Origin of the sequence: Pseudomonas sp. SDI (assembly GCF_003105155.1) — a bacterium.
Taxonomy (GTDB): Bacteria; Pseudomonadota; Gammaproteobacteria; order Pseudomonadales; family Pseudomonadaceae; genus Aquipseudomonas.
Genome location: NZ_QETK01000046.1, coordinates 1 through 23,893, shown reverse-complemented (window position 1 = coordinate 23,893; position 23,893 = coordinate 1). Strand labels below are relative to the sequence as shown.

Annotated in this window: 19 protein-coding genes and 1 pseudogene; 7 read left to right on the top strand and 13 right to left on the bottom strand. The window is 66.0% G+C overall.

Annotated elements, in window-relative coordinates; all coding sequences use genetic code 11:
• Window positions 1–5: 5 nt before the first annotated feature.
• Together DCO48_RS21755 and DCO48_RS21750 are read left to right on the top strand one after the other, a co-directional pair.
• Window positions 6–476 carry a prepilin peptidase gene (locus DCO48_RS21755; RefSeq protein WP_116552672.1) on the top strand — a complete coding sequence of 157 codons (471 nt, stop codon included), beginning with the start codon at window positions 6–8 and terminating at the stop codon, window positions 474–476.
• Between the two features lie 143 nt (window positions 477–619).
• A complete protein-coding gene (locus tag DCO48_RS21750) occupies window positions 620–1,393 on the top strand; it encodes a response regulator transcription factor (RefSeq protein ID WP_116552671.1) in 774 nt (257 codons plus the stop codon).
• A gap of 146 nt (window positions 1,394–1,539) precedes the next feature.
• Here DCO48_RS21750 and DCO48_RS21745 read toward each other — a convergent pair whose 3' ends face one another.
• From DCO48_RS21745 to cpaB, 8 genes are read right to left on the bottom strand one after another with little or no spacing between them, the layout of a single operon-like run.
• The gene (locus DCO48_RS21745; protein ID WP_371919537.1) at window positions 1,540–1,791 is read right to left on the bottom strand and encodes a DUF3613 domain-containing protein; all 252 of its coding nucleotides are present in this window, start codon (window positions 1,789–1,791) and stop codon (window positions 1,540–1,542) included.
• 8 nt (window positions 1,792–1,799) lie between these two features.
• On the bottom strand, window positions 1,800–2,471 hold the full coding sequence (locus tag DCO48_RS21740) for a tetratricopeptide repeat protein (protein WP_116552669.1): 672 nt from the start codon (window positions 2,469–2,471) through the stop codon (window positions 1,800–1,802).
• 13 nt (window positions 2,472–2,484) lie between these two features.
• The gene (locus tag DCO48_RS21735) at window positions 2,485–3,372 is read right to left on the bottom strand and encodes a type II secretion system F family protein (RefSeq protein ID WP_116552668.1); all 888 of its coding nucleotides are present in this window, start codon (window positions 3,370–3,372) and stop codon (window positions 2,485–2,487) included.
• Window position 3,373: 1 nt separating this feature from the next.
• The gene (locus tag DCO48_RS21730; protein ID WP_116552667.1) at window positions 3,374–4,267 is read right to left on the bottom strand and encodes a type II secretion system F family protein; all 894 of its coding nucleotides are present in this window, start codon (window positions 4,265–4,267) and stop codon (window positions 3,374–3,376) included.
• Entirely contained in the window at window positions 4,264–5,541 is a 1,278-nt protein-coding gene (locus DCO48_RS21725; RefSeq protein ID WP_116552666.1) for a CpaF family protein, read from the bottom strand. Before DCO48_RS21725 ends, DCO48_RS21730 begins: the two co-directional genes overlap by 4 nt.
• Window positions 5,538–6,728, bottom strand: coding sequence for a pilus assembly protein (locus DCO48_RS21720; RefSeq protein ID WP_116552665.1), 1,191 nt, complete (start codon window positions 6,726–6,728; stop codon window positions 5,538–5,540). Before DCO48_RS21720 ends, DCO48_RS21725 begins: the two co-directional genes overlap by 4 nt.
• Window positions 6,725–7,972, bottom strand: coding sequence for a type II and III secretion system protein family protein (locus DCO48_RS21715; RefSeq protein ID WP_116552664.1), 1,248 nt, complete (start codon window positions 7,970–7,972; stop codon window positions 6,725–6,727). The genes DCO48_RS21720 and DCO48_RS21715 overlap by 4 nt, the downstream gene beginning before the upstream one ends.
• 19 nt (window positions 7,973–7,991) lie before the next feature.
• Window positions 7,992–8,912 carry a Flp pilus assembly protein CpaB gene (gene cpaB, locus DCO48_RS21710; protein WP_116552663.1) on the bottom strand — a complete coding sequence of 307 codons (921 nt, stop codon included), beginning with the start codon at window positions 8,910–8,912 and terminating at the stop codon, window positions 7,992–7,994.
• Window positions 8,913–9,232: 320 nt separating this feature from the next.
• Here cpaB and DCO48_RS21705 point away from each other — a divergent pair, with 320 nt between their 5' ends.
• Both DCO48_RS21705 and DCO48_RS21700 read left to right on the top strand, forming a co-directional pair.
• Window positions 9,233–9,463: a Flp family type IVb pilin gene (locus DCO48_RS21705; protein WP_116552662.1), complete on the top strand. Its 231-nt coding sequence runs from the start codon at window positions 9,233–9,235 to the stop codon at window positions 9,461–9,463.
• 54 nt (window positions 9,464–9,517) lie between these two features.
• Window positions 9,518–9,925 carry a response regulator gene (locus DCO48_RS21700; RefSeq protein WP_116552661.1) on the top strand — a complete coding sequence of 136 codons (408 nt, stop codon included), beginning with the start codon at window positions 9,518–9,520 and terminating at the stop codon, window positions 9,923–9,925.
• A 90-nt stretch (window positions 9,926–10,015) separates the two neighbouring features.
• Here the strand turns inward: DCO48_RS21700 and DCO48_RS21695 are convergent, their stop codons facing one another.
• The 3 genes from DCO48_RS21695 to DCO48_RS23365 all read right to left on the bottom strand — a co-directional run bounded on the left by DCO48_RS21695 (window position 10,016) and on the right by DCO48_RS23365 (window position 13,406).
• On the bottom strand, window positions 10,016–11,686 hold the full coding sequence (locus tag DCO48_RS21695; protein WP_116552660.1) for a ShlB/FhaC/HecB family hemolysin secretion/activation protein: 1,671 nt from the start codon (window positions 11,684–11,686) through the stop codon (window positions 10,016–10,018).
• 104 nt (window positions 11,687–11,790) lie between these two features.
• Window positions 11,791–13,026: a collagen-like triple helix repeat-containing protein gene (locus DCO48_RS21690; RefSeq protein ID WP_371919536.1), complete on the bottom strand. Its 1,236-nt coding sequence runs from the start codon at window positions 13,024–13,026 to the stop codon at window positions 11,791–11,793.
• Entirely contained in the window at window positions 13,020–13,406 is a 387-nt protein-coding gene (locus tag DCO48_RS23365; RefSeq protein WP_371919535.1) for a hypothetical protein, read from the bottom strand. Before DCO48_RS23365 ends, DCO48_RS21690 begins: the two co-directional genes overlap by 7 nt.
• A 358-nt stretch (window positions 13,407–13,764) precedes the next feature.
• Between DCO48_RS23365 and DCO48_RS21685 the strand changes: the two genes are divergently transcribed.
• On the top strand, window positions 13,765–14,214 hold the full coding sequence (locus DCO48_RS21685; protein WP_116552658.1) for a DMT family transporter: 450 nt from the start codon (window positions 13,765–13,767) through the stop codon (window positions 14,212–14,214).
• A 9-nt stretch (window positions 14,215–14,223) separates the two neighbouring features.
• Here DCO48_RS21685 and pbpC read toward each other — a convergent pair whose 3' ends face one another.
• Window positions 14,224–16,578 carry a peptidoglycan glycosyltransferase PbpC gene (gene pbpC, locus DCO48_RS21680; RefSeq protein WP_116552657.1) on the bottom strand — a complete coding sequence of 785 codons (2,355 nt, stop codon included), beginning with the start codon at window positions 16,576–16,578 and terminating at the stop codon, window positions 14,224–14,226.
• 93 nt (window positions 16,579–16,671) lie between these two features.
• On the opposite strand from pbpC, the pseudogene DCO48_RS21675 reads away from it, so the two are divergent.
• Window positions 16,672–16,955, top strand: a pseudogene (locus DCO48_RS21675) (hypothetical protein).
• Between the two features lie 91 nt (window positions 16,956–17,046).
• On the opposite strand, the gene DCO48_RS21670 reads toward DCO48_RS21675, so the two are convergent.
• Window positions 17,047–21,939, bottom strand: a complete 4,893-nt coding sequence (locus DCO48_RS21670) for an alpha-2-macroglobulin (protein WP_116552656.1) — start codon at window positions 21,937–21,939, stop codon at window positions 17,047–17,049.
• A 149-nt stretch (window positions 21,940–22,088) separates the two neighbouring features.
• Here DCO48_RS21670 and DCO48_RS21665 point away from each other — a divergent pair, with 149 nt between their 5' ends.
• Window positions 22,089–23,429: an MATE family efflux transporter gene (locus tag DCO48_RS21665; protein ID WP_116552655.1), complete on the top strand. Its 1,341-nt coding sequence runs from the start codon at window positions 22,089–22,091 to the stop codon at window positions 23,427–23,429.
• Window positions 23,430–23,893 lie beyond the last annotated feature (464 nt).

Genomic DNA, 23,893 nt, shown 5'->3' with positions numbered 1-23,893 from the left:
CGCCAATGCACAGTATTGTCCTGCTGTTGTGGCTCGTCTTATGTGCCGAACAGGATGTACGCGAACGCCAGATCGCCAACACCCTGACCCTCGGCGCCGGCGCCTGCGCGCTGCTGTACCTGTTCATTTCCGGGCATACCTGGATCGGCGCCGACGCCAGCGAAGGCGGCTGGGCGCTAGCCATCGTCATGCTGCTGACGCTGCCGGGCTACATGCTCGGCCAGTTCGGTGCCGGCGACGTGAAATTATTGGCCGCCCTGGCCCTGGCCACCGACCGTATGTATGTACTGGGCACCCTGATCGGTGCCGGGGTCTCGCTGCTGCTCTGGCTGATTGGTCGGCGTTGGCTGTGGTCCGTTCTGAGTCAGAACGTTAAGAATCGGCTTAAACAATTAAGCGAAGAAACGTCAAAAAAACAGCCGTTCGCGCCGTTCCTGTTATCTGGCTTCCTGCTTGCCACCGTTTGGATCCACTAGTCATAAAGCGCTCTGGAAAGCGCTACAAACCTTGTACATAGTTGCAAAGTGCGACTACTTTTCAGCTATGCCCCACACGCCTTCGAAGTATTGCTGAGCCACCGGGGAGGGAAGGCAAAACCGAGCAGGGAGTCGCGCACGACATGTCCGTAAGCCCAGTTAAAGTCTTGGTGGTCGACGACCAGCCGTTGATCGTCGAAGAACTCTGCGAGTTTCTCGAAAGCAGCGGTTATCGCTGCGTGCCATGCCAATCGACGGCACAGGCACTCACGCATTTTGCCGACGACCCGGCCATCGGCCTGGTGGTGTGCGACCTGCACATGCCGGAGCGCGATGGCATCGAGCTGGTGCGCGCGCTCAAGGCCTGTGCCGGGCAGTTGCGGGCGTTCGAGGCGATCATGCTGACCGGGCGCGCCGACAAACAGGATGTGATCAAGGCCCTGCGCGAGGGCTTTGCCGATTACTACCAGAAGCCGGTCGAGCTGGAGGAACTGCTCGAAGGCTTGCAGCGTCAGGAGCTGGTGCTGCAGGAGCGGCAGAAAAGCCTGAACCACCTGGGCCACCTGAACGAGAAATTGCAGCACCTGGCGGCTTCCATCGACGACCTCTACCAGGACCTGGACAAGGCGCGCAATCAGGCGGCGGTTACCACGGCCACGGAGGATGGCGGCGGCGCGCTGGAAGTGATTCCGGCGCTATTCGAGAAGCTCTCGCCGCGTCAGCTGGCGGTCGCCCGGCTGGTGGGCAAGGGCCAGACCAACTACCAGATCGGCTGTGAGCTGGGGATTACCGAGAACACCGTGAAACTGTACGTGTCGCAGGTACTGCGCCTGACCCATATGCATAACCGCACCCAGCTGGCGCTGGCGTTGTCGCCAAGCAATTCGGCGTTGCGCCAGCGGGTGACGGCGCATTAACACAGCCCCTGTATCCCGCGATCGGCTGCGCAGCGGCCGTAATATTTAAGCCTGCAGGGTGCCAGACTCAGCGCATGCACCGGCCTGGCTGGTGCTGCGCAGCAGATCGCGGGACCAGCCCGCTCCCACAGGAAGAACAAGCCCTGCTATTCCCCCGACTGCCCCATGCTTTCCACCTTGAACGCCTCCGGCAGCGGGTATTTGTAACTGTCCAGAAACCGCTGCTGGCTCAGATCGCGCTCCTTCGGCGTCTGCGTCTGCGGCTGCGGCGACGCCCGTTCGCCGTTGACCTGCAGCCGCAACCAGGCCTCGGTCGCGGCCTGCGCCGTCGACGACGGCCCCGGCTCCAGGGCCTGTGCCAGCATCGGCACACCCACCAGCACCACCAGTATCGCCATGCCCTTCATCACGACCTCCCACTGGCCGGCTTGAGCTGCTCGGCCCGCGCCTGCGCCTCACTGAATTGCGCCGCACTCAAGCCAAAGCGGCTGACCAGATCCGCCGCCTGCTGAAATTTGTCCTGATACAACAACAAGCTCACCAGGTTCACCGCCGCCAAACGGTCCGAATCCTTCAATTCGATTGCCGTCAGAAACTCGAAACGCGCTTTCTCCAGCAACCCCTGCTTGAAGTACACCACGCCAAGGTCGTTGCGGATCTTCTCGTCGGTCGGGTTCATCTTCACCGCCCGCTGCAAATGCTGCTGGGCCTGCACGTTGTCGCCACGGCTGGCGGCGATCTGTCCCAGGCCATGCTCGCCCTCTGCCGCCATGCAACTCCCCAGCAAACCCCGATACAACGGCTCGGCCTCGGCACTGCCAAGCATGCGCAGTACCTTGGCCTTGCGCGCCCGCACCTGCAGCAGGTTCGCCGGCATTTCCTCCAGGTGCGCCAATGCCGCATACGGGCGACCATCGGCGAGCAGGTCGTCGGCCGCGCTCAAGGCCAGCGCCTGGGTCGCATCCGCTCGCGCGCAACTGCTCGCGCTGCCCGGCAAGGCTAACCACTGCGCCGGGCCGCCATTGGCCACGCAGCCACCCAGCAGCACCAGGCTCATCATCAGCAAGGCTGTCTTCACTTGCACACTCCCTTCAGAAATTCCCCAACGCCCGCGCCAGTGCGGTAAACCCTGGCCCGGCCAAGACGATCAACAACGCCGGAAACAGAAACACCATCATCACGATGGACATCTTCCCGGACATCTTCGAAATGCGCTCCTGCATGCTGGTCAGGCGGCGGTCGTCGAGCAGTTGTTTCAGTGCCAGCAATGACTTCATGGCGCCACCACCCTGGGTCAGCAGCTGCTGCAAAATCACGCAGGTGTCGCTGAACTCGTCTACCGCCAGCACCCGCGCCGCCTGCTCCAGCTCCGGCCCCAGGGCCAGCCCGGAATCCACCCGCGCCAGCACCAGGCGCAGCTCCTCGCTGAGCACCGGCAACAGCTCGCGCGCCTCCTGGCTCAGCACCCGCAACCCCTGCTCCACCGCCAGCCCCGACTCGAACAGAATCCGCAACAACGGAATGAACGTGGCCACCTCGCGCACCACCTGCTGCTGGCGCTGCGCCGCCGCCCAGGCCAGCACGCGCTTGGGTAGCAGGTAGCCCACGCCGAGACCGAACAGCGGCGCCAGCCAGGGCGCCTGCGCGTCGCGCAGCAGCGTCTCCTGGACAACCAGGCCAAGCCCCAGCAGACACAGCGGCAAGCCGACCTGAATGGCCGCGAACAACGAACGCTGGCGCGACCGGCGCCAGCCCAGGCGATCAAGCAGCACGCGGGTTTCCGCATCGAGGCTGAGGCTGCGCTGGCCCAGGCGGCTGCTGCCCATGCGCTGCAACCAGTTGCCCAGCTGGTGTTCGTCGCGCGCCGAACCCTGCAGGCGTGCGTCCACCAGGCGCTCACGGCGCCGCTGGCGCGCCAGTTGGCCGAGCAGCAGCACAAAGGCGACGAAGAACAGCACCGCACTGAGGATCAAGGCCATCTCAGATACTCCGCAACATGCGCCACAGCGCCACGCAACCGAACAACTGCAAGGTCAGCGCGCTGGCCAGCAACAGCTGGCCGCTGCCGTCGTGCCACAGGCTCAGCAGGTAACGTGGGTTGACCAGCAGGAAGTAGCCGATCATGCCGATCGGCAGCAGCGCCAGCACCAGCGCCGTCATCCGCGTTTCCCCAGTCATTGCGCGCAACTGGCGGGCGCCCTGCTCGCGCTCGCGAATCAGCTTGATCAGGTTCTCCAGCAACTCGCTGGCATTGCCGCCATAGCGATGGTTGATGCGCAGGCCGAGGGCGAACAGGCGCAGTTCATCCTGGGCATAGAGTTCGGCCAGGTCCTTGAGCGCGTCGTCCAGGCTCACGCCCATCTGCACGTTACGTCGCACCCGTTGCATGGCCCCGCGCAATGGCTCACGCGAGGCGTCGATGGCGCCGAGCACGGCATCGCTCAAGGTACGCCCGGCCTTGAGCGCACGCACACTGTGGTCGAGCAGCACCGGCAGTTGTTCGATCATCCGTCGCACCCGCCGCTGGTAGCGCCAGGCCAGGTACAGGTGCAGCGCCAACGGCCCGAGCAGCAGCACGCCAATGGCCCCGGGCCAACCGCCCAGCAACGTCCCCAGCGCCACTAGCAGCAGCCACACGGCCAGCCACAGCAGCAGGCGGTCGGTGCGCCGGTCGAGGCCAGCGCGCAGCAGGGTCAGCTCCAGCCAACTGCGCTGCCCGCCCAGCGTCGGCGCCACCTGGGCAACCTGCACCTGGCCGAGGCGCTGAAGAATGCGCTCGTCGCCAGACTTGCGCACACCGCGGTAGAACAGCCACACCGAGGCGCCCAGCATCAGCAGGCAGAACAGCCCCAGCAGCAGTGCCACGGCGATCATGCGCCGGGCTCCGTCAGTGCGCCGAACTCGCGCCGCAGCTTGTCTCCGGCCGGGTTGATCGCCTCGCGCAAGAAGCCTTCGCCGCCACGCCGATCCAGACGGAACAGGGTGTTGGTGACATAGATGTCGTCGCGCAACCCGACCACTTCCAGCACCTCGCTGACGCAGCGCCGACCATCCGGCAGGCGGGTCAGCTGAATCACCACATCGAGCGCCGCGCAGATCATCTGCCGCAGGGTTTTCTCGGCCACCTGGCGCCCAGTCAGGCCCACCAGGGTCTCCAGGCGCAGCAAGGCATCGGCGGCGGTGTTGGCGTGCACGGTGCTCATCGAGCCATCGTGGCCGGTGTTCATCGCGGTGAGCACGTCGAGCACTTCGACGCCGCGTATTTCGCCGAGCAGAATGCGGTCGGGGCGCATCCGCAAGGCATTGCGGATCAGCTCGCTGGCCTTGATCTCACCATGCCCCTCGGCGTTCGGCGGGCGGGTTTCCAGGCGCACCACGTGCGGGTGATCGAGTTGCAGCTCGGCCACGTCCTCGATGGTGACCAGCCGCTCGTGCGGGTTGATCAGTTGGCTGAGGATGTTCAGCAAGGTGGTCTTGCCAGTGCCGGTGCCGCCGCTGACGAGAATGTTGCAGCGTTTGCCGACAGCGTGTTCGAAGAAGTCGAAAATCGCCTGGTCGATGGCGCGGGTGGCCAGCAGGTCGGCGCTGCGCAGCATGTCCTTGCGAAACTTGCGGATCGACAGGCACGGCCCGTCCAGCGCCACCGGCGGGATGATCGCGTTCACCCGGCTGCCGTCGGGCATGCGCGCATCGACCATCGGCGACGATTCGTCGAGGCGCCGCCCCAGCGGCGCCAGGATGCGCTGCATCACCCGTTCGACATGGTGCGCGTCGATAAAGCGCAGGTCGGTTTGCTGCAACACCCCGGCCCGCTCGACAAACACCCGGTGCGGGCCATTGACCAGTATCTCGGTCACGCTGGTGTCACGCAGCAGCACTTCCAATGGACCGAAGCCGGTCAGTTCGTCGACCAGCTCTTCGGCCATGCGCTCCATTTCATAACGCGACAGCGCCAGGTGCTGACGGGCGATGTAATCGCCGACCTGCTCGACCACAAACTGCGCCAGCGCCGGCCGCGAGCCTTCGAGCAGGTTGCGCCCGGTGTCCTCGATGGCATCGATGATGTAGCGATGCAGGGCGCGCTTGAGCCCCTGCGGGTCGGTGCCGAGGTTGTGCCGCGGGCCGCCGAACAGCTCGTCGCTGCTCACCGCGGGCTCCACAGGCGGTTAAGCCAGTTGCCGGGTTTGGGCTTGAGGCTTTCCGAGCGCCGCGCCAGCCGCTCGCCGAGGGCCTTGAGCGCCTGGGTCAGGCTTTCCCGCGGGGCCAGGTCGAACAGGCTCAGGCCCTGGTTCTTGGCGTTCAGGCGCACCTCGGGGCTGTACGGCAAGGCCACCAGCAGCGGCAGGCCGAAACGCTTGCCGAGGGCCTCGGCATCCGGCGCGACACTGCGCAGGTAGCGGTCAACCAGCAGGCTCGCGTGCTCCAGCTTCATGCCCCTCTCGCGCCAGAGGTTGAGCACGTCGAGGTTGCGCCGGCAGTCGATGACGTTCTGGTCGGTGTACCAGATCAGCTTGTCGCAATGGCTGACGAAGGTCCGCAGCGCCTCGCTGTCGGCCTGCCCGGTAAGGTTCACGACGATGTGCTGAAAGTGTTGGCGCAAGGCGCTGAGCAGCATGTACAGCTCGGCGGCGCTGGTGCGTTCCAGCGGTTCGTCGGCCTCGGCGTAGGCCAGCAGGCGCAGGCCGGAACTGTCGCGGGTGAAGGCGCTGTCGATCAGTGTGGTGTCGAGCCGGCGCAGATGGCGCAGGGCATCGCCGAAATGAAACGAGGCCTCCAGCCCCAGCAGTGCCAGGCTATCGCCGCGCGGCAGGCCGAGGTCGAGCAGCAGGGTTTGCTGGCCGCTGTTCTGCACCACCCGCGCCAGGTGACTGGTGAGCAGTGCGCCGTCGGCTGCGCTCTGGGCGCCATACAACACGGTGAGACCGCCCAGGTGCGGGTTGGCGGTGACCGCCGGCAAGCGTTTGCCCAGGCGTCGGACCAACCCGGCCACCTCGCTGGAGCGCGAGCCGTAGGCAACGAAATCGCGCGCCCCGGCGCGCATGGCGTTGAGCACCAGCTGGTTGTCCATGCCGTCGCCGAGGGCGACGATAGCCAGCATCGGCTTGGCCTCCAGCACGCCTTCGATCAGCGCGCACTGGTTGACCAGGTGATCGCGGTCCAGGCCGATGAACATCAGGTTGGAGAAGGTCACATCGACCAGCGCCAGCAACTCGTCGAGGCTGCCGCTGCCGGCACCGACTACCTGGCCCAGCGGTGCCAGCGCGGTCTGCAACCATTGCAGATCGCCATCGTTACGGGTGATGGCAAGAAAGGTCTGGCTCAGGCTTTCACTCATCGGGATAACCCGCTACGGCTGTCGAAATCGCCGTTTTCCAGGAAGAACAGACGGCCCCAGCTCGGGTCGTAGTTGCGCAGCCGCTCACCGGGCAGCTCTGGCAGCGTGGCATTCACCGCCAGCGGCTGCACCAGGTGCGGGGTAACGATCATCAGCAGCTCGGTTTCTTCGCGCTTGAGCTGTGACTGGCGGAAGAACGCACCAAGAACCGGGATATCGCCCAGCCCGGGAAACTTGTCCACCGCCGAGCGGGTGCTGCTGCTGATCAGGCCGCTGATGATGAAGCTCTCGCCATCGGCCAGGGAAATGCTGGTGTCGGTGCGGCGGATATTCAGGCCAGGCACCACGGTGCCGGCGATGGTCACCTGCTTGCTGTAGTCCAGCTCGCTGACCTCCGGCGCCACCTTGAGGTTGATCCGGTTGCGGCTGATCACCGTCGGCGACAGCGCCAGGCGAATGCCGAATTCCTTGTACTCGATGGAGACGTTGTCGCTGCCGCTGCTGGGCACCGGAATGGGGATTTCGCCGCCAGCCAGGAAGCTCGCGGTAAGGCCGCTGAGCACCACCAGGCTGGGACGCGCCAGGGTGTAGGCGAAACCGGTTTGCTCAAGGGCGTCGATGGCCGCCAGGAAGCGGCTGCTGCCGCCGCCCCAGACGATGTTGAAGGCGTCGTTCACCAGCGGGATCTGCGGGGGGGCCACCGGCACCTGGCCGGGGCTGACCACCGTACCCGGCACGGTGCCCGGCGAGCCGATCAGTGAGTTGTTCGAACCCTTGAAGAACAGCCGCGCCCCGGCCTCCTTGAGCTTGGTGCGGCTCACTTCGATAAAGCGGATATCGGCCTGCACCTGGCTGGGCAGGTCGGCGTCGGCCTGCGACGGCAAGGCGCCTTCGCTCATCTGCGCAGTGGCCTGGCCGCGAACGAAGATCATGCTCTGGCGCGGCGTGCTGGCGCAGCCGGTCCACACCATCAGGCTGGTGGCGCCCGGCGCCAGCGCGGTAAGCAGCACCGCCTGCGCGCCCATGGCGTGCACATCGGCGACTTTCGGGTCGCCGATGGCCACCCGGGAAATGTTCACCGGCAGGCGCAGTTCCTGCTGCAAGCCCTGGTCGATCTCGATCACTGCCGGCACCCGCTCCAGCGCCGAACAACCGGCCGCCGCCCAGGCCGCCGGCAGCGGCAAGCCGGCCAACGCCAAGGCCAGCAGGGAACGATTGATCAACCGCGCGGAACGACTGCTCATCGAAGGGCATCCTTGCTGCTCAGGGGGTGGTCGCAGCGCTCTGGGCACCGCGGATGATTTCCATGCTACGGCGGCTGCCGGCCGTGCCGACGGCTAGCGGTTGAGCGGTCGGGGACAGGCTCAGCTGACTGAAACGGAACAGCTCGCGGCGGGCATTGGCGAGATTCTGCGGCGCGGCATTCGGGTCGGCCCAGTAGTGCGCCAGACGCTGTTCCACGGCGCTGCGCACGGCCAGGCGTACAGTGCCGGCCTGCACCGCCAGCAGCAGTTGGTTGAGCAGGCCTTCGGGCACCGCCAGCACCACCGTGCGCAGGCCGGCCTTGCGTTGCTCGTCACGCACTTTCGGGTCGGGCTCGGCCGGCCGGCCATCGTTGGTCAGGCCCAGTTGCTGGCCGACGCTGAGCAGGCGCAGGGCCGGCACGATCACCTGGGCGGATGCTTGCGGATTGCTCGATTCCTCACGCAGGAACAGCAGCACGTCGACGTAGTCGCCCGGCACCAGTTGCCCGGCAGCGCCGGACACCTCGTCGACCGCCACGGCCAGGGCCCGCTCGCTCGGCTGGATCATTCGCGCCAGCGGACCGCCAGCGTCGAAGCTGTGTTCATCGAGCCAGCTACCGGCCACAAGGTTGCGCCAGGGCTTGCGCCCGAGCACCTGATCAACGCGGCTGAAACTGCCGGGCGGAGCCAGTTGTACACGCTCCAGCAGCAGGTCTTCGGCAGTGAGCGCGGTATAGGCGGCGACATCGCGGCGCAGCACCACGATGCTCTGGCGCAGCTCATCTTCGACAGGTTTGGCCGCCGCTATGGCAGGCGCTTGCACCGCGACGGGCGGCACCGCCTCGGCGGGCTGCTGACCCAACACCAGCCCCCAGTAACCGGCCACAATGGCGCCAAGCAGAAACAACCCGGCGAGGATCATGGTGATGCGACTGCTCATGTCGGCGCCTCCCTCTGCCTGCCAGTTGTTGCATCCCTGTTTGTGAACAGGCCCACATCAGCACGTCGCTAAGTAACTATTTCGCTATTTGACGGTAGCGTAGCTAGGACAAAATGCCATTACCCCGTCAGATTTTTTCCGTCTGAAAACTGTCCCCCCCATAAAACAACAGGTTATTGGCGTCGTCTTTAGCGCTATCACTTTTGGATTAATGCTTTCTTCTATTTGCTGAACGTTGGGCGGTTGACGATTCTGTGGTGGCAAAGGGGAATCACTGTTACGCCCCAGCCATCGCGCTCTGCAGCGCAAGGAGTCACACCATGCGTCTTTCCCGGATATTCAAACACCTCAAGCTGTTCTTCTGGCGCAAGGACGGCGCATCAGGCATCGAGTACGCGATTGTCGCGGCGATGGTGGCAGTAGCGTTGACCGCCTTTATCACCCCCATCAGCGGCGGCGTGACGGCGGTGATGGACAAGGTCAAGGCGGCCATTCCGGCAGCAACTGCGCCGACAACCGGCGGTGGCACGGGTGGCAGCACCAACCCCTGAATTTCCCGCGGCGGTTTCCTGACTACTTTCATTGATCTGTAACAGGAATGAATCATGTCGTCAGCTTTCCCACGCCAACAGCTGTTATTGGTGGACGATGAAGAGGATGCCCTGCTGGAACTGGCCGAGTTGCTGGAGGGCGTGGGTTTCACTTGCCTGACCGCAACCTCGGTCAAAGGCGCCCTCCAGCAACTGACGCGCTACCCGGACATAGCACTGGTGATTACCGACCTGAACATGCCGGAAGAAACCGGCATCTCGCTGATCAAGCGCTTGCGCGAGCACACTGCGCGTCAGCATTTACCGGTGATCGTTACCTCCGGTCACGCCGACATGGATGCGGTCAGCAACCTGCTGCGCCTGCAGGTGCTGGACCTGTTTCGCAAGCCGATCTATCACGTTCGGTTGCTGGAAACCCTGGATAACCTCTTCCCTCAGCCGCGGATGCATTTGGTGCAATAGCGGCGACCTCACTGACCGCCTCGCGGGCCCCACCCGCTCCCCCAGGATTCGCAGTGATCGATGTGGGAGCGGGCGGGTCCGGCGAGGCTTTTACAGCTGATAACTGAAACTCACGGTAAACCGCGGCCGCCGGTTAAAGCTGTCGAGGGCCATGTCCGACATCGGCTTGGCCGCCTCCAGCGAGATGTTGTAGTAGCGGGCATCGCCAAAACGCAGCCCCAGCGCCAGCGACGACATCTTCGAATCCTTCACCTCCTGCTCGTTGAACCAGGTACGCGCCGCATCCAGCACCGCATACGGCTGCAACACCTTCAACCAGTCGCCTTCGCGGCGGATGCTGTAGTTCAGCTCATACGCCGCGCCCCAGCCCTTGTCCCCCGAAGCCTGATCCACCGGATAGCCACGGCCGAAGTTCTGCCCGCCAAACACCGCACGCTCGCTGTCGGGCAAATTGGCGTCGGTCCAGTAGAACGCCGCCGACACCACACCCTGCAACGCTTCAAAGTAACGGTCGCTCTGCAACCCGGAGAGGCGCAGGCGCAGAAAGTCCAGGTCATAGCCACTGTTGGTATCGGCACCAACGTAATCCAGCCCCTGATACACCCCACCGCTGAGAATGCGCAACTGACGGTCGCTGGCCTTGCTCCAGTCGCCCTCGAACGCCAGCACCCGAAGATCGGTTTGGCTGCTGACCTTGAGCGGCAAACCGACCACCCGGTAATCGGTCGTGTCATCCACCGCATAGAACCGCGCCGCCACGCTCAGCGACTCGCGCGGCGCCGCAATCAGCGCCTGGCTCAGGCCAATCGAATAGCGGTCGTTTTCGCGGTGCTGCCTGAGGTTGATGCCATTGTTCAGGCGTACCAGCGCACTCGGGTCGCTGCGGTAGCGCGACGCCGACAGGATCAGCTGACTGCCTTCGGTATCCAGGTACTGCGCGTAGTCGAGCCGGTAGTAATGCTCGTGATCGTCGCCCGGCGGCACCAGCGCACTGACGCTGAGTTGCTCGGCATACGCCGTCTGCGCATTGCTGCTGGCGCCGAGCAGCGCCTGAAACTGATCGCGGCTGCTGTCGGTGAGGTTCATGGTAGTGGTGAACGGTTTGCGCGAGGCCTGGGCGATCAGCGTGGCCGCGCCGTCGCTGGTGCCCGGCGGCGGTACCTGGGCCTGCAGGGTCAAGCCCGGCACCCGGCTCATCAGGGTGGTGTAGCGTTCGAAGGTCTTGCGCGTGAGCGGGCGCTCGGCCTTTAGCTTGGCCACCAACTGGTCGAGGTAGGCCGAGACCCGGCCAACGTCGCCGTGCAATGCGTAATCGCGGATATAGCCCTCGACCAGCACCACACGCAGCCGCCCCTCGGCGAAGTCCTGCGGCGGCAGGTAGGCGTAGGACAACAGGTAGCCGTCCTGTTGATAACGCTGAGTGAGCTTGCGTGTGGCCTCGATCAGCTCGTCCAGGCTCACCTCACGGTCGAGCAGACCCTGGTAGTTGGCGCGCAGTTCGCTGAGCGGGTAGAGGGTGCCACCTTCGACGCGCACCTTGTGGATCACCACTTTACTGCCCATCAACAGTTGCTGCTTTGGCGTGGCGGCCGGAACCGGGACTTGCGGGGCCGGGGTAGTCGGTCGATAGGCGTCTACCGGCAGGTTCGGCGCGGGCAGGTTGCGTTCGGTTTCGTTGCTGTTGAGGTAACTCGGCAAGGGCTCGGCGTACACACCCGTCACCCAGGAAAGACCCCATAACGCGACAACCATCGATCGCATAGGACACTCCATGTTCCTGAAAAATACGAGGGAACCAAGACGGTTCCCTCGTCAGACTCAAGCGTAGGTGTTGCCCGTAAAATCGTCTAACCGATGCTGGCCATTTACCTATTACCACCCAGCAAGCCGCCTTGCAGCCCCCCTGTCACGTTGTTGAGCAGGCCGCCGACAGCACCGCCCTGCCCGGCACTGGTGCCACCGCCGAGCAGACCCCCGACCTTGCCGACCGTGGCGCCGACCGCCCCGACCGTAGCGCCGACATTATCGACCACCGGGTTAGTAGTGGCTGCCGCCACCTGCGAACCCACCCCGCTGACCGCCCCGCCGACCTGGATCAGCAGGCCATTGACTGGCGTGCCGAGCCCGGTGCTGGCGCCAACGTTCTGGCTAACGCTGGCCACTGTGCCGAGCACTGGCGCGACCGCTGCGCCGACGTTGCCGGTGAGGGCTGCGGTAGGGACTGCCGCCGCCGTGCTGGCAACACCGCTGCCGCCCAGCACCGGACCGACGGAGGCGACGCTGCTGCCCAGCGTGGCGACGGTCGTGCCGACGCTGCTGACCAGGCCATTGTTGTTGCTGCTGCCGGCCAGCCCGCTGCCGGCACCGACCACGGCGCCACCGACGGTTTCCAGCAGGCCCACGCCGGCCGTGCCGCCACTGCCGCCGCTGCCAGTGGCCGGGGTGGCCAGGCCGCCAGCCGTGCTGGCCGCCGTGCCGAGGTTGCTGACCAGACCACCGACGGCAGTGGTCAGCGGGTTGCCGTTGCCGGCGGCGGCGAGCTTGTCACCGACCCCATCGACGGTGCTGCCGACTTTATCCAGCACGCCGTTCAACGGCCCGGCCAGCCCGCTGGCACCGCTGACCTTGCCGGTGCTGGTCTCCGCCAGCGAGACCACCTTGACCACCTGATTGCTCAACTGTTGATTGAGGTTGCCCAGTGGGCCGCTGGTGCTGTTGGCACTCAGCGTATCGCCGAGCATGGTCACGGTTTCGCCGACCTTGCCCAGCACCCCGCCCACCAGTGGGATCTGCTCGATGGCCGAGCTGCCGGCCAGGGTTTGCACACCGCTGCCGAGGTTCGACAGCGCGCCGCCGGCACCGGCCAGGGTGGTGCCGATGGCGTTGCCAGCGGTGCCGATCTGGCCGACACCGCCACTGAGCCCGGTGCCGATGCTGGTAACCGCCGAGCCGAGCGAACCCACCAGGCCACCGGCGCCGGTGCTGCCGACGACTGGCAGGTTATCGACCACCGTGCCGACACTGCCAACGCCAGTACCCAAACCACTCACGGCATTACCGACCTGACCGACCACCTGGCCGGTGATCAACGGGGTTAGCACCGGGTTGGTGGTGCCACCGCCGGTGCCGCCGCCTGTTCCACCTGTTCCACCTGTTCCACCTGTTCCACCTGTGCCACCTGTGCCACCCGTGCCGCCTGTTCCACCACCCGCCAGGCCGCCATCGCCAGTGCCGGTGCCTCCGGTCCCACCTGTGCCGCCGCCGGTGCCTGCCGTGCCGCCGTCCGTGCCTCCGGTTCCGCCGGTTCCGCCTGTTCCGCCTGTTCCGCCACCGGTTCCCGCCGTGCCGCCATTGGTGCCGCCGGTGCCACCCGTACCGCCATCGGTGCCACCCGTGCTGCCGGTCCCACCGTCGGTGCCGGCGGTCGGCGACGATTCGTCGACACTGCTGTGATGCCCACCACCGCCACTGCTGCAGCCACCCAGGCTCATGCTCGCTGCCAGCACCAGGGCCAGCGCCGTACTTGCCTTACACCACGCTTGAGTATTCATTCTGGCGACTCCTTGTTACCGCTGCCGCTGCTCTTGTTTGCGGACGGCGCCGGTATCGCCGGCACCTCCACGTCCGTTGCAGTCATCTCAGCCCCGGCTGGCCAGGCGAACAATCCAGAACTTGGTATTAACCCCTTCTATACCTTTGCGCAGTGGCCTTTTCCCCCGCTGTTTCAAGGGCTTGGGCATGACCGTCGGGCGCTTTTACTTTCGCGCTATATCCAAGCGACAGGCTATTTGCCGGCGCGCTCGGTATACTCCGCGCCCACTTTTTTCCTGGAGTACGCCATGCCCGCCCCTGCCTGGTGGCTGCTTTGCCTACCTTTTGTCGCCGGCGCCTTCCTGCCCTTGCAGGCCGGTATCAACGGCCAGCTGGCCAAACAGGTGTCCAGCGTGCTGGCCGCCGCGCTGATTTCTTTCGCCGTGGGCACCCTGGCCCTGCTGGTGCTGGTGTTGCTACAACGCGAGGTGCCCAGCTTCAACGCGCTCAAAGGCCTGACCTGGTGGCACTGGTGTGGTGGCCTGCTCGGTGCGTTCTTCATCACCACGGCGGCGTTTGCCGGGCCACGGATCGGCGCGTTGCTGTTCATGGCGCTGGTGCTGGCCGGCCAGTTGGCCATGGCCCTGACCCTCGACCACTTCGGTTGGGCGGGCTTTCGCGAAGTGCCGGCCAGCCTCGGCAAGATCGCCGGGCTGGTGCTGATTCTGGGAGGGGTGTGGATGATCCGGCGCTACTGAGGCGCCGGGTTATTCGCTGACCTGAAACTCGACCCGCGCGGTCTGCCCGCTGGCGTCGAGTACGCTCAACTCGAAGTGGCCGAGCGCTTCGAAACGCGCGACCAGGCTCTGCTGACCAGCCGTTTCGCCCAGCGGCGCACCATTGAGGAACCACCAGCGCTGGCCGCTGCCGCCCAGCGCCGACACGTCCAGACGCAACGGCTCGCGACTGGTCGCCGGGCGGCGCAGCTGATCGCCGCCGCGCACGCCGACAATCGACAACGGCGGCGCGGTCGGCGGCACCCGCGGCGGGCAGTTGGGATCGATGGCCGGCAGCCGCGCCTCGCGCCGCTCCAGCCTCGGCAGCCAGGGTTCCAGCGGCGCCGGCCACAGGGCAATGTCGCGCGCCTGCGCCCCGGCGCAGGCCGAATCCACCCGCTGGCCCTGGGCATTCAGCCAGACCTTCTCCAGCAAGCCCATCCCCAGTGGCTGATCCTGCGCCAGCAGGGTCGGCGGCGTGGTGTTGTCCAGGGTCCAGGCGAAGCGCTGGCGCCGGCAGTTCGGGTCTTGGCGGTTCAGCGGCTGGCCCAGCGGCCAGCAGATCGCCGCCACGCCGACATTGGCCGGCACCGCCGGCATCGGCGCCGCGATGCCGCGCTGGCTGTCGCGGTTACTCAGCACGTCATGCACTTGCAGCATCAGCGGCGCCGCCGAGGCCAGGCCAAACTGGCCGGGCACCGGCGTGCCGTCGGGGCGGCCGATCCAGATGCCGATCAGGTAGCGCGGCCCCACGCCAATCGACCAGGCATCGCGAAAGCCGTAGCTGGTGCCGGTTTTCCAGGCCAGTTGCGGGCGTTGCACCAGTTCGGCGTGCGGGTCGCGGTCGGGCCGGGCCTGGCCGCTGAGGATGCGTCGGACGATCCACGCCGAGCCGGGCGACAACAGCCGCCGCTCTACCAGCGGCGCGTCGGGCTGCAAGCGGATCGGCGCACTCAGGCCGTCGCGGGCAAAGGCGCTGTAGCCGCCGACCAGGTCTTCCAGACGGCTGCCGCCGCCGCCCAGGATCAGCGACAGGTTGGGCTCGGCCAGTGCCGGCAGGCTCAGCGGCACACCGCCCATGCGCATCTGCGCGGCGAAGCGCTTCGGCCCGTAGGCTTCGAGCAGTTGCACGGCCGGCAGGTTGAGCGACAGCGCCAGCGCCGAACTGGCCGCGACCGGGCCGCTGAAGCCCTGGGAGAAGTTGCCCGGCCGATAGTCGCCATAGCGCCGCGGCACGTCCTGCAGCAGCGACTCGGAGTGAATCAGGCCGTCGTCGAGGGCCATCGCGTAGAGGAACGGTTTGAGCGTCGAACCGGGCGAGCGCAGCGCGCTGACCATGTCGACGTGGCCGAAGCGGCGCTCGTCGTTGAGGTCGACCGAACCGAGGTAGGCACGCACTGCCATGGTTTGCGACTCGACCACCAGGATCGCCGCCGAGGTGCGCTCCGGCAGACGCGCGCGCCAACCCAGCAGCAGGTCTTCGAGGCGTCGTTGCAGCGCGGCATCGAGGGTGGTGCGGATCAGCGGCGGGCTGTCGGCGCGGTTCAGCCGGCGCGCCAGCAGGGGCGCCAGCGCCGGTTCCTGGCGTGGGGCGAGCAACAGCGGTTCTTCCTGCGCTTCGGCGATGCGCTGCGCGGGCCAAACGGTGTATTCGCCAAGCCGTTGCAGCACTTTGTCGCGGGCGGCGCGGGCGCGTTGCGGGTGGCGGTCGGGACGCAGCCGGCTTGGCGCTTGCGGCAGCACGGCGAGCAAGGCAGCTTCGGCCGGGGTGAGTTGCAGCGGCGATTTGCCGAGGTAGGCCCAACTGGCGGCGGCGACGCCTTGCAGGGTGCCGCCGAAGGGGGCGCGGTTGAGGTAAATGGCGAGGATCTCGGCTTTCGACAGGTGCCATTCCAACTGTGCGGTGCGCCACAGTTGGCGCAGCTTGCCGGGCAAGGTACGGGCGTGCGGGTCGAGCAGCCGAGCGACCTGCATCGACAGCGTGCTGCCGCCGGAAAGCACGCGCCCGCCCGTGAGGTTCTGCCAGCTGGCGCGCAGCAGGGCCAGCGGGTTGACGCCGGGGTGCTGGTAGAACCAGCGGTCTTCGTAGGTGAGCAGCGCTTCGAGGTAAAGCGGCGAAACTTCCTCGGGGCTGACTGGGTAGCGCCACACGCCATCGGCGTCGGCGAAGCGCCAGAGCGGCGTGCCGTCTTCGGCGAGGACCACACGGGCGAGGTCGTCGGCGGGCATCGGCAGTGGCCAGAGGCGGTCGGCCAGCCACAATAGCGCGCACAGCAGCAGGCTGCCGAGGGCGATGGCGCGCAGCAGTTTTACCCGGCGGCTGTAGGGGCGGGCTACGCTGAACATCGGCAGGCCGCCAGGGAACTGCGTGGCGCCCGGTGTGGCCAAAGCGTGGGACGCGGCGAATTCGTCGAGATGATCATCAGGAAGCGACTGACTATGCAGGTAGAAGGGTTTTTCGAGTGGTTGGGCCAGGCGCTGGGCGCGTTGATCCGTTTTGTGGTCGATGGCTTGAGTGGGGTGTTCAACTGGCTGGCGGTAATTTCATCGATGGCCTGGCGCACACGTTGGGCATGGATACCTCGCTGATCAGCATGCTGATATTGGTGGTGGGGTTGCTGTTGCTGTATTCGGCGGTGCGCGCGTTCATGCGGGCGTCGATTGTGCTGGGGATCATCTGGTTGCTGCTGGGGTTGTGGGTGTTGAGTTTGGTGGTGCGTTGAAGCGCATCGCGGGACAAGCCCGCTCCCACAGAAAAACACAGCGGCTCTTCTGTGGCAGCGGGCTCGTCCCGCGATAGGGCCCTAAAGCCCGTCAGCGCCCGCGAATCACCATCTCCCCTGGGGTCTCACCCAGTGCCTGCCAATTTGGCCGGTACATCGATTCCACCTGCGGCGGCGGAACCCGATAAGTGCCCGGCGTCACCGCCCGGGCCAGGTACAGCAGGTGCGTGGTGCCATAACCCTCCAGGTTCAACGCCGCCACATAGCGGTCATCCCGGAATTCCTGATGCACCACGTTGGCGTTCTGCATCGCTTCGCGCCACTGCTTCACCGCACTGCTGGCGTTGTCCAGGCTCGCCGCGCTCTGCGCCAGGTTCTGGTTCTCCAGCTCCAGCCCGGCCGGCAACAGGTCCACCACCAACGCATCCGGCACCCGCTCCTTGGCGGTCACCGCCAGGTGCACCAGCACCAGGTCGCCGCTGTGCAACTGCTTCAGGTCCAGCGCCTGACCATTCATCCCAAGGAACTCGCGACGAATGCTCATGTTGTGGCCAAACGCCGCCGGCGCCGAGCGCGGATACCCGGACAAGGTCAGTTGCTGATACAGCACCTGATCGCCAGCGTTGCTCACCGTCAACGGCGAGGCCAGCAACGCCCCCTCCAGCTTCATCCCGGACTCGGCCGCATTCAGCTCGCGCACTTCACCGGCGCTGTCCAGCCGCGCGCTCCACTTGCCTTCCGGCAGTTTGAGCAGACCACGCCCGGCGAGGAACAGCGCATTGCGCTCCTGCGTCGACAACCACTGGCTCGCCGCCAAACGGTCGGACAACTCGAACAGGCGATCCTGTACCTGCGTCGGCGCCAGGTTGTTCTCCTCCAGCAGCGCCAGAATCAGCGCCTGGTCGCGCACCGGGCTGCCGTAGTCGGCCATCCAGTCGTTGTTGCGCGTCACCGCCAACCCAGCCTGCAAGGCCTGCTCGGACCGCAGCTTGTCGCCCATCTTGTCCAACGCGATGGCCAGTTGCACCAGCGGCAAGCCGGAGCGCGCATCGGCACGCCGCTCGAACAGGCTGCGCAAGGCCCCCAGCGGCGCCTGCCGACTGCGCGCCAGCACCAGCGCTGCATACGCCTGCACGGCAAAGCGGCTGTGCTCGGCGTTCTGGCTGTAGTTCACTTCGATCAGGTTGCGCTCCTGCAGGTAACGCAGCAGCCGCTCGTTGGCCTTCTTCAGAGCCTCGGGCGGCACCGCGTAACCCTGCTCGCGCGCGCGCAGGAGGAAGTCGGTGACATACGCGGTCAGCCAGTATTCCTCCTCGTCGTCCGAGCTCCACAAACCGAAGCTGCCGTTGTAGCGCTGCATGCCCAGCAAGTGTTCGATGCCCATCTCGATCTTGCGCTGACGTACCGGCGCCGGCTCACCCTTGAGGCCGAGGCGCTTGAGCGTGGCCTCGTCGGCATACAGCGACGGGTAGAGCCCGCTGGTGGTCTGCTCCAGGCAGCCGTAGGGGTAGGCTTCCAGCGCGCGGATCTGCTCAGCGAGGTTCAGCGGCGGGCGGCTCGACAGCGCCAGCATGCCTTCCAGGCCGGCCGGTTCGAAAGCCGCCAGGTCCTGCTCGGGCAGGCTCCATGGCTGCTCGCGCAGGGCCACACGGTAATGCTTGAGTTGCGCCGGATAGGCCGGGCGCACACCCAGCGTCCACTCGCGGCTGAACACCTGCGGCGGCTCGCCGGGCAGGTCCAGGCCCTGCACCTGCACCGTGACGCGGCCCTGGCCGAAGCCACCTTCGGCCTGCACTGGCACCTGCAAGGTGACGCGCTGGCCCTGGGTCAGGGTCAAGCTGCGGGTGGTCGGCGCAATCAGGCTCAACTGGCCTGCGGTACTCAGCGACACATTCAGCTTTTGCGCCTTGCCCGAGAGGTTGGCCAGGTCTAGCGCCAGGCTGGTGCGGTCGCCACCGGCGAGGAAGCGCGGTGCCGACAGTTCGGCAATCAGCGGTGCAGCCACCACCGTCTTGCCTTCGGCCACACCAAAGCGCTCGTCGGTCCAGGCTTGGGCCATCAGCCGCAGTTCGCCGTTGAAGTCGGGGATATCGACCGTGGCTTCGCCTTCGCCCTGCGCGTTGAGGGTCACTGGCGCGCTTTGCAGGGCGACGATGGTCACGCTGGTATCGGGCCGCTTGCCGCCCTTGGCCATGGCCGCGTCCCCCCCGAAGGCGAGGCTCGCCAGTCGGCCCTGGCCGGCTTCGATCAACTGGCCATAGATGTCCAGTTGGTCGGCGCCATAGGCCTTGCGGCCGAACATGCCGGTGAACGGATCGGGGGTGACGAATTCGGTGATGTTGAGAATGCCCACATCCACCGCCGCCAGCAGCACCTGTACCTGCTTGGGCACACTACCGTCGGCGTTGCGCGCCTGCAGCTTGACCGTCAGCGGCTGTTTCGGGCGCATCGTCTGCGGTGCCTGCAGGGTAACCGCCAGCTTGCGCTGGGCACGGTCGAGCGGCAGGTGCAGCACGCCCACGGCACGCTTGGGCGTGACATTGGCCTTGCGCTCGCCGGGGCGGATCACCAGCGCGCTCACGTACAGATCATGCCGCGCCCATTTCGGGTCGAGCTTCACCGCGAAGGCCTTGCCCTCGGCCGGCACATCGATTGCTTGCCACCACAGCGGGCCGTCGCCGCCCTCAACCATCAGGTAGCCCTTGCCGGCCGCCGGCGGGGTAACGGTGACAGTGGCCGTGTCACCGTCGGCGTAGGCCGGTTTGTCCAGCGCCAACTTGACCTGGTCGGGGCGTACGGCACCGCCGTCGGCGTTGTCCTGGGCGCGGTAGCCGGCCCAGAAGCGCAGGCTGCTGACCACGCCAGTTTGCGGGTCTTCCAGCTCGACGCGGTACGGGCCCCACTCCACCGGGAAATTCAGCTTGGCGGTGCTGCCGGCCTTGACGCTGAGGGTCTGCTCGCTCTGGGTAAGGAATTTCTCGTTGTAGTTGTAGCTCCAGCCGTCGCTGTCGGAGTAGTTCCAGTAGTAGTCGCGGCGCTCCTGGATCAGGCGCACCTTGAGGTTGTCCGCCGCAAGCTTGTTGCCGTCGCGGTCGGCGACCAGGAACTCGAACTCGGCCGGCGCATCGCCGTCGGTTTCCTCACCGTCGAACAGCCCACGCAGGCCAGGCAAGCGCTCGGCCGGCCAGATCGGCTGCTCCAGGCGTCGGCTGATCGGCCGGCCGCCGGACTCCTGCAGGCTCGCCTGCACCGTCAGTTGCAGCGGCGAACGGGCCTCGGACCATTTGCTTTCGATGCTCAGGGTGGCGTCGCCGTTGTCGTCGAGGGTGGTTTCGTCCAGCTCGAAGTCCTGGTTCAGTTCCTGCTCGGTGATCGAGCCGAACTGATAGCCCGGCAGCGCCGGCACCGCTTCGCGCAGTGGCCGCAGGTACACCTGGCCACTGAGGCGATTGCCCGCAGCGGGGGCGCCATAGAGGTAGCGACCGTTGACGGCGATCTCGGCGGTTGCGTCCGGGCTCAGCGGCGTGTCGCTGCCTTTGAGCGCCAGGGCCATACGTTCGGGCAGGAAGTCTTCGACGAGGAACTCGTGGACCTGCTTCTTGCCGCCGCCCAGGTCGAACACCAGCTGCCAGCGCCCGGTCGGCGCTTCGCCGGCGAGCTGCAACTGATACTGATAGAAGCCATTGGCATCGGCCTCCCAGACGAACTTGCGGCTGACCTGTTCATCCGGCCGGCGTACTTCCACGGTCACCGGCTGGGCCTTGACTGGCTTGCCGTCCTGATCGCGCAGCAGACCGTTGAGCAGCACGGTTTCGCCGGGGCGATACAAGTCGCGCGGGCCAAACACGAAGAACTGCAACGGGTTGGCCTGCGGGCCGGTGATGCTGAATTCGGACAGGTCGAGCGCCGCGCTGTTCAGGCGCAGCAAGGTGGTGTGCGGGCCCTGATGGGCGAGCAGCACGTCGGCCTTGGGTGGCAGCGGCAACTGGGCGTGGCCGGTGCCGTCGGTTTTGCCCTGGGCGAGCAGCTTGCCGCTGGTGTCGAGCAGTTCGAGGTTGACTGCATCGAGGGCCTTGCCGCCTTCCAGCGCCTGGGTGAACACGTCCAGGCGGTTGCTGTAGCGGTGTGCGGAAACGCCGATGTCGCTGAGCGTGAACAGCGTCGCCGGCTGTGAATAGTTGTAGGTGCCCGAGGCACGCATCACCGCCAGGTACACCCCCGGCGCCTGCAATGGCTTGATCCCGCCGATCGGCAGCAACAGGGTTTCGCGGGTGTTGCGCGCCGGGTTGAGGTCGAAGCGCCCGGCATACACCAGGTCGGCCATCGGCAGCAGCTCGCGCGACTCGTAGTACTGCATGGCGCTGCTGCGCCCCCAACTGCCGAGGAAGGTCGGCAGCGACTCGGACTTGATGCGGAAGAACTCCACGTCGACCTTGGCGACGTTCAGCGCGATCACCGGCAGGCCCTCGGCCAGGCGCGTCGGCAATAGCGAACCGCGGCTGGCGAAGCCGATGCTCGGTTGCATGTCGCGGGTTTCCAGGCGGCTGACGTATTCGGCGGCGAGGCGCTTGCCATTGACGCTGGCCAGGCCGGCGTCGATGGTGAGGATCAGTTTGCGTTGCGGCTCAAGGTGACGCAGGCGCAGTTCCATCTGGTTGTCGGAGAGTTCCCAGGCGCCATCGATCTTGCCTTTGCTGCTGTCGACCAGGTGCAGGCGGTCGGCGAACGGTTGGTCGGCCTCCAGCGGGGCGGAGAAGGTTACCGACAGTGCGCTGGCGCCATCGACCTGCACTTCCGACACATCGACCACGTTCAGCTCGCGGCCGGCGTAGCGTTGCGCCAGGGTGGCGGCATCCACCTTGCTCGCCGCCGGGGCGGCAGCGGCTTTCTCGGCGGGGGCCGGGGCCGGTTTATCCACAGACGACGAGTCGCAGGCGCTGAGCAGCGCCAGCGCGCAGGCCAGCCACAATCCTTTGTTGAGCATGGGGGGGTAACTCTTTTGGCAGCAGGGTCTAGGGAAAGAACTATATATCAAGCCCGGCGCTTTGGCCGGCCGAAGGCGGCGAGGTGAGACCGCGTTCACCTGATTAGGTGCCCGAGCTGGTTACAATGCCGGCTCTCAAGGAGCTTCGCATGGCACAACTACTCGCCGATTGGCGCGACCGCCCGACCCACCGCAAGGTGTGGGGGCTGGCGGCGCCGATGATTCTTTCCAATGTCTCGGTGCCGCTGGTGGCGCTGGTCGACAGCGCGGTGATCGGCCATCTGCCGCATGCGCATCAGCTGGGTGCGGTGGCGGTGGGTGGCAGCCTGTACACCTTGCTAGTGTCGGTGCTGGGTTTCCTGCGCATGGGCTCGACCGGCTTTGCCGCGCAAGCGGCGGGGCGTGCAGACGGCGCCGCGTTGCGTCAGGTGCTGGTGCAGGGGTTGCTGCTGGCGTTGTTCTTCGCCCTGTTGCTGGGGGTGTTCGCCCTACCCTTCAGCCACCTGGCGCTGGGCCTGATGAACCCCAGTGCGGCACTGGAGCAGAGCACCCAGGACTTCTTCCAGACCCGCCTGCTCGGTTTACCGGCGGCGCTGGCCACCTTCGCCCTGGTCGGCTGGTTCCTCGGTACACAGAACGCACGGGCGCCGCTGGCGATCCTGCTGACGACCAACGTGCTGAACATCGTCCTCAACCTGTGGTTCGTACTGGGGCTGGATTGGGGCGTGCTGGGCTCGGCGCGGGCCTCGGTGATTGCCGAGTGGTCGGCGGCGTTGCTCGGGCTGGCGCTGACCCGGCCGTCGTTGCGGGCGTACCCGGGGACGATTGTCTGGGCGTTGCTGACACGCTGGCAGAGCTGGCGGCCGCTGCTGAGTGTGAACCGGGACATCTTCATTCGGAGCCTGGCGTTGCAGGGGGTGTTCTTCCTGATCACCGTGCAGGGTGCGCGGATGGGCGAAGCGACCGTGGCGGCGAATGCGCTGCTGCTCAATGGCCTGCTGCTGACGGCGTATGCGCTGGATGGCCTGGCGCATGCGGTGGAGGCCTTGTGCGGGCACGCGATTGGCGCCGGGGATCGACCCGCGCTGCGTCGTTCGCTGACGGTGGCCTGTGGCTGGTCGCTGCTGGCCAGCGTGGGCTTTGCCGGGTTGTTCTTGCTGGGCGGGCATTGGTTTATCCAGTTACAAACGGACATCCCGAGTGTGCGCGAGACGGCCTTTGAGTACCTGCCGTATCTGGCGGTGTTGCCAGTGATTGCGGTGTGGAGCTATTTGCTCGACGGCTTGTTTATCGGTGCGACGCGGGCGCGGGAGATGCGTAACGGGATGCTGGTGAGTGTGGCGATTACGCTACCGTTTGCCTGGCTGGCCAGCGGGCTGGGCAACCATGGCTTGTGGTTGGCATTTTTGCTGTTCATGGCGTTGCGGGCGGTGACGCTTGGGCTGATGGCGTGGCGGCTGGAGCGGCGGGATGGGTGGTTTGCGGGGTAGCAGGTGGTGACATCGACCTCGTGCCCGAACACAAATCCCGACACCTGCGGTTAACTGACCGACGCCGGCGACGAGGCCAATACCCTTCACCGCGATGTCCATCGTTATGGCAGCCAATCGCTTCGATGTTTGCCTGAACTCGGCTAGACCTTGCGCTGGCGATTTCTTACCCGCATCTACAAGCTGCTGCAGAAGCATCCCAGTAGTCGGTTTGCTCATGCGGGAGCCGGCCTTGCCGACGGTGCTTTTGATTTTTTGGCTGTTGGTTTTGGCCTTGGTCTTGGCGGACATATCCATTGTGGATGGCGGCTCTGCCGGCCCCTTCCGCCCTGACGGCGGGTCACTTTTGACGGCGCAAAAGTGACCATGGGCCTGTCCCGTGACAACGGACGCCAAGAAGCGATACTTAAGTCGCTCTCTTGGAGGTTGCCATGTACCCAAGTACTCGCCGTAACTACACCGAT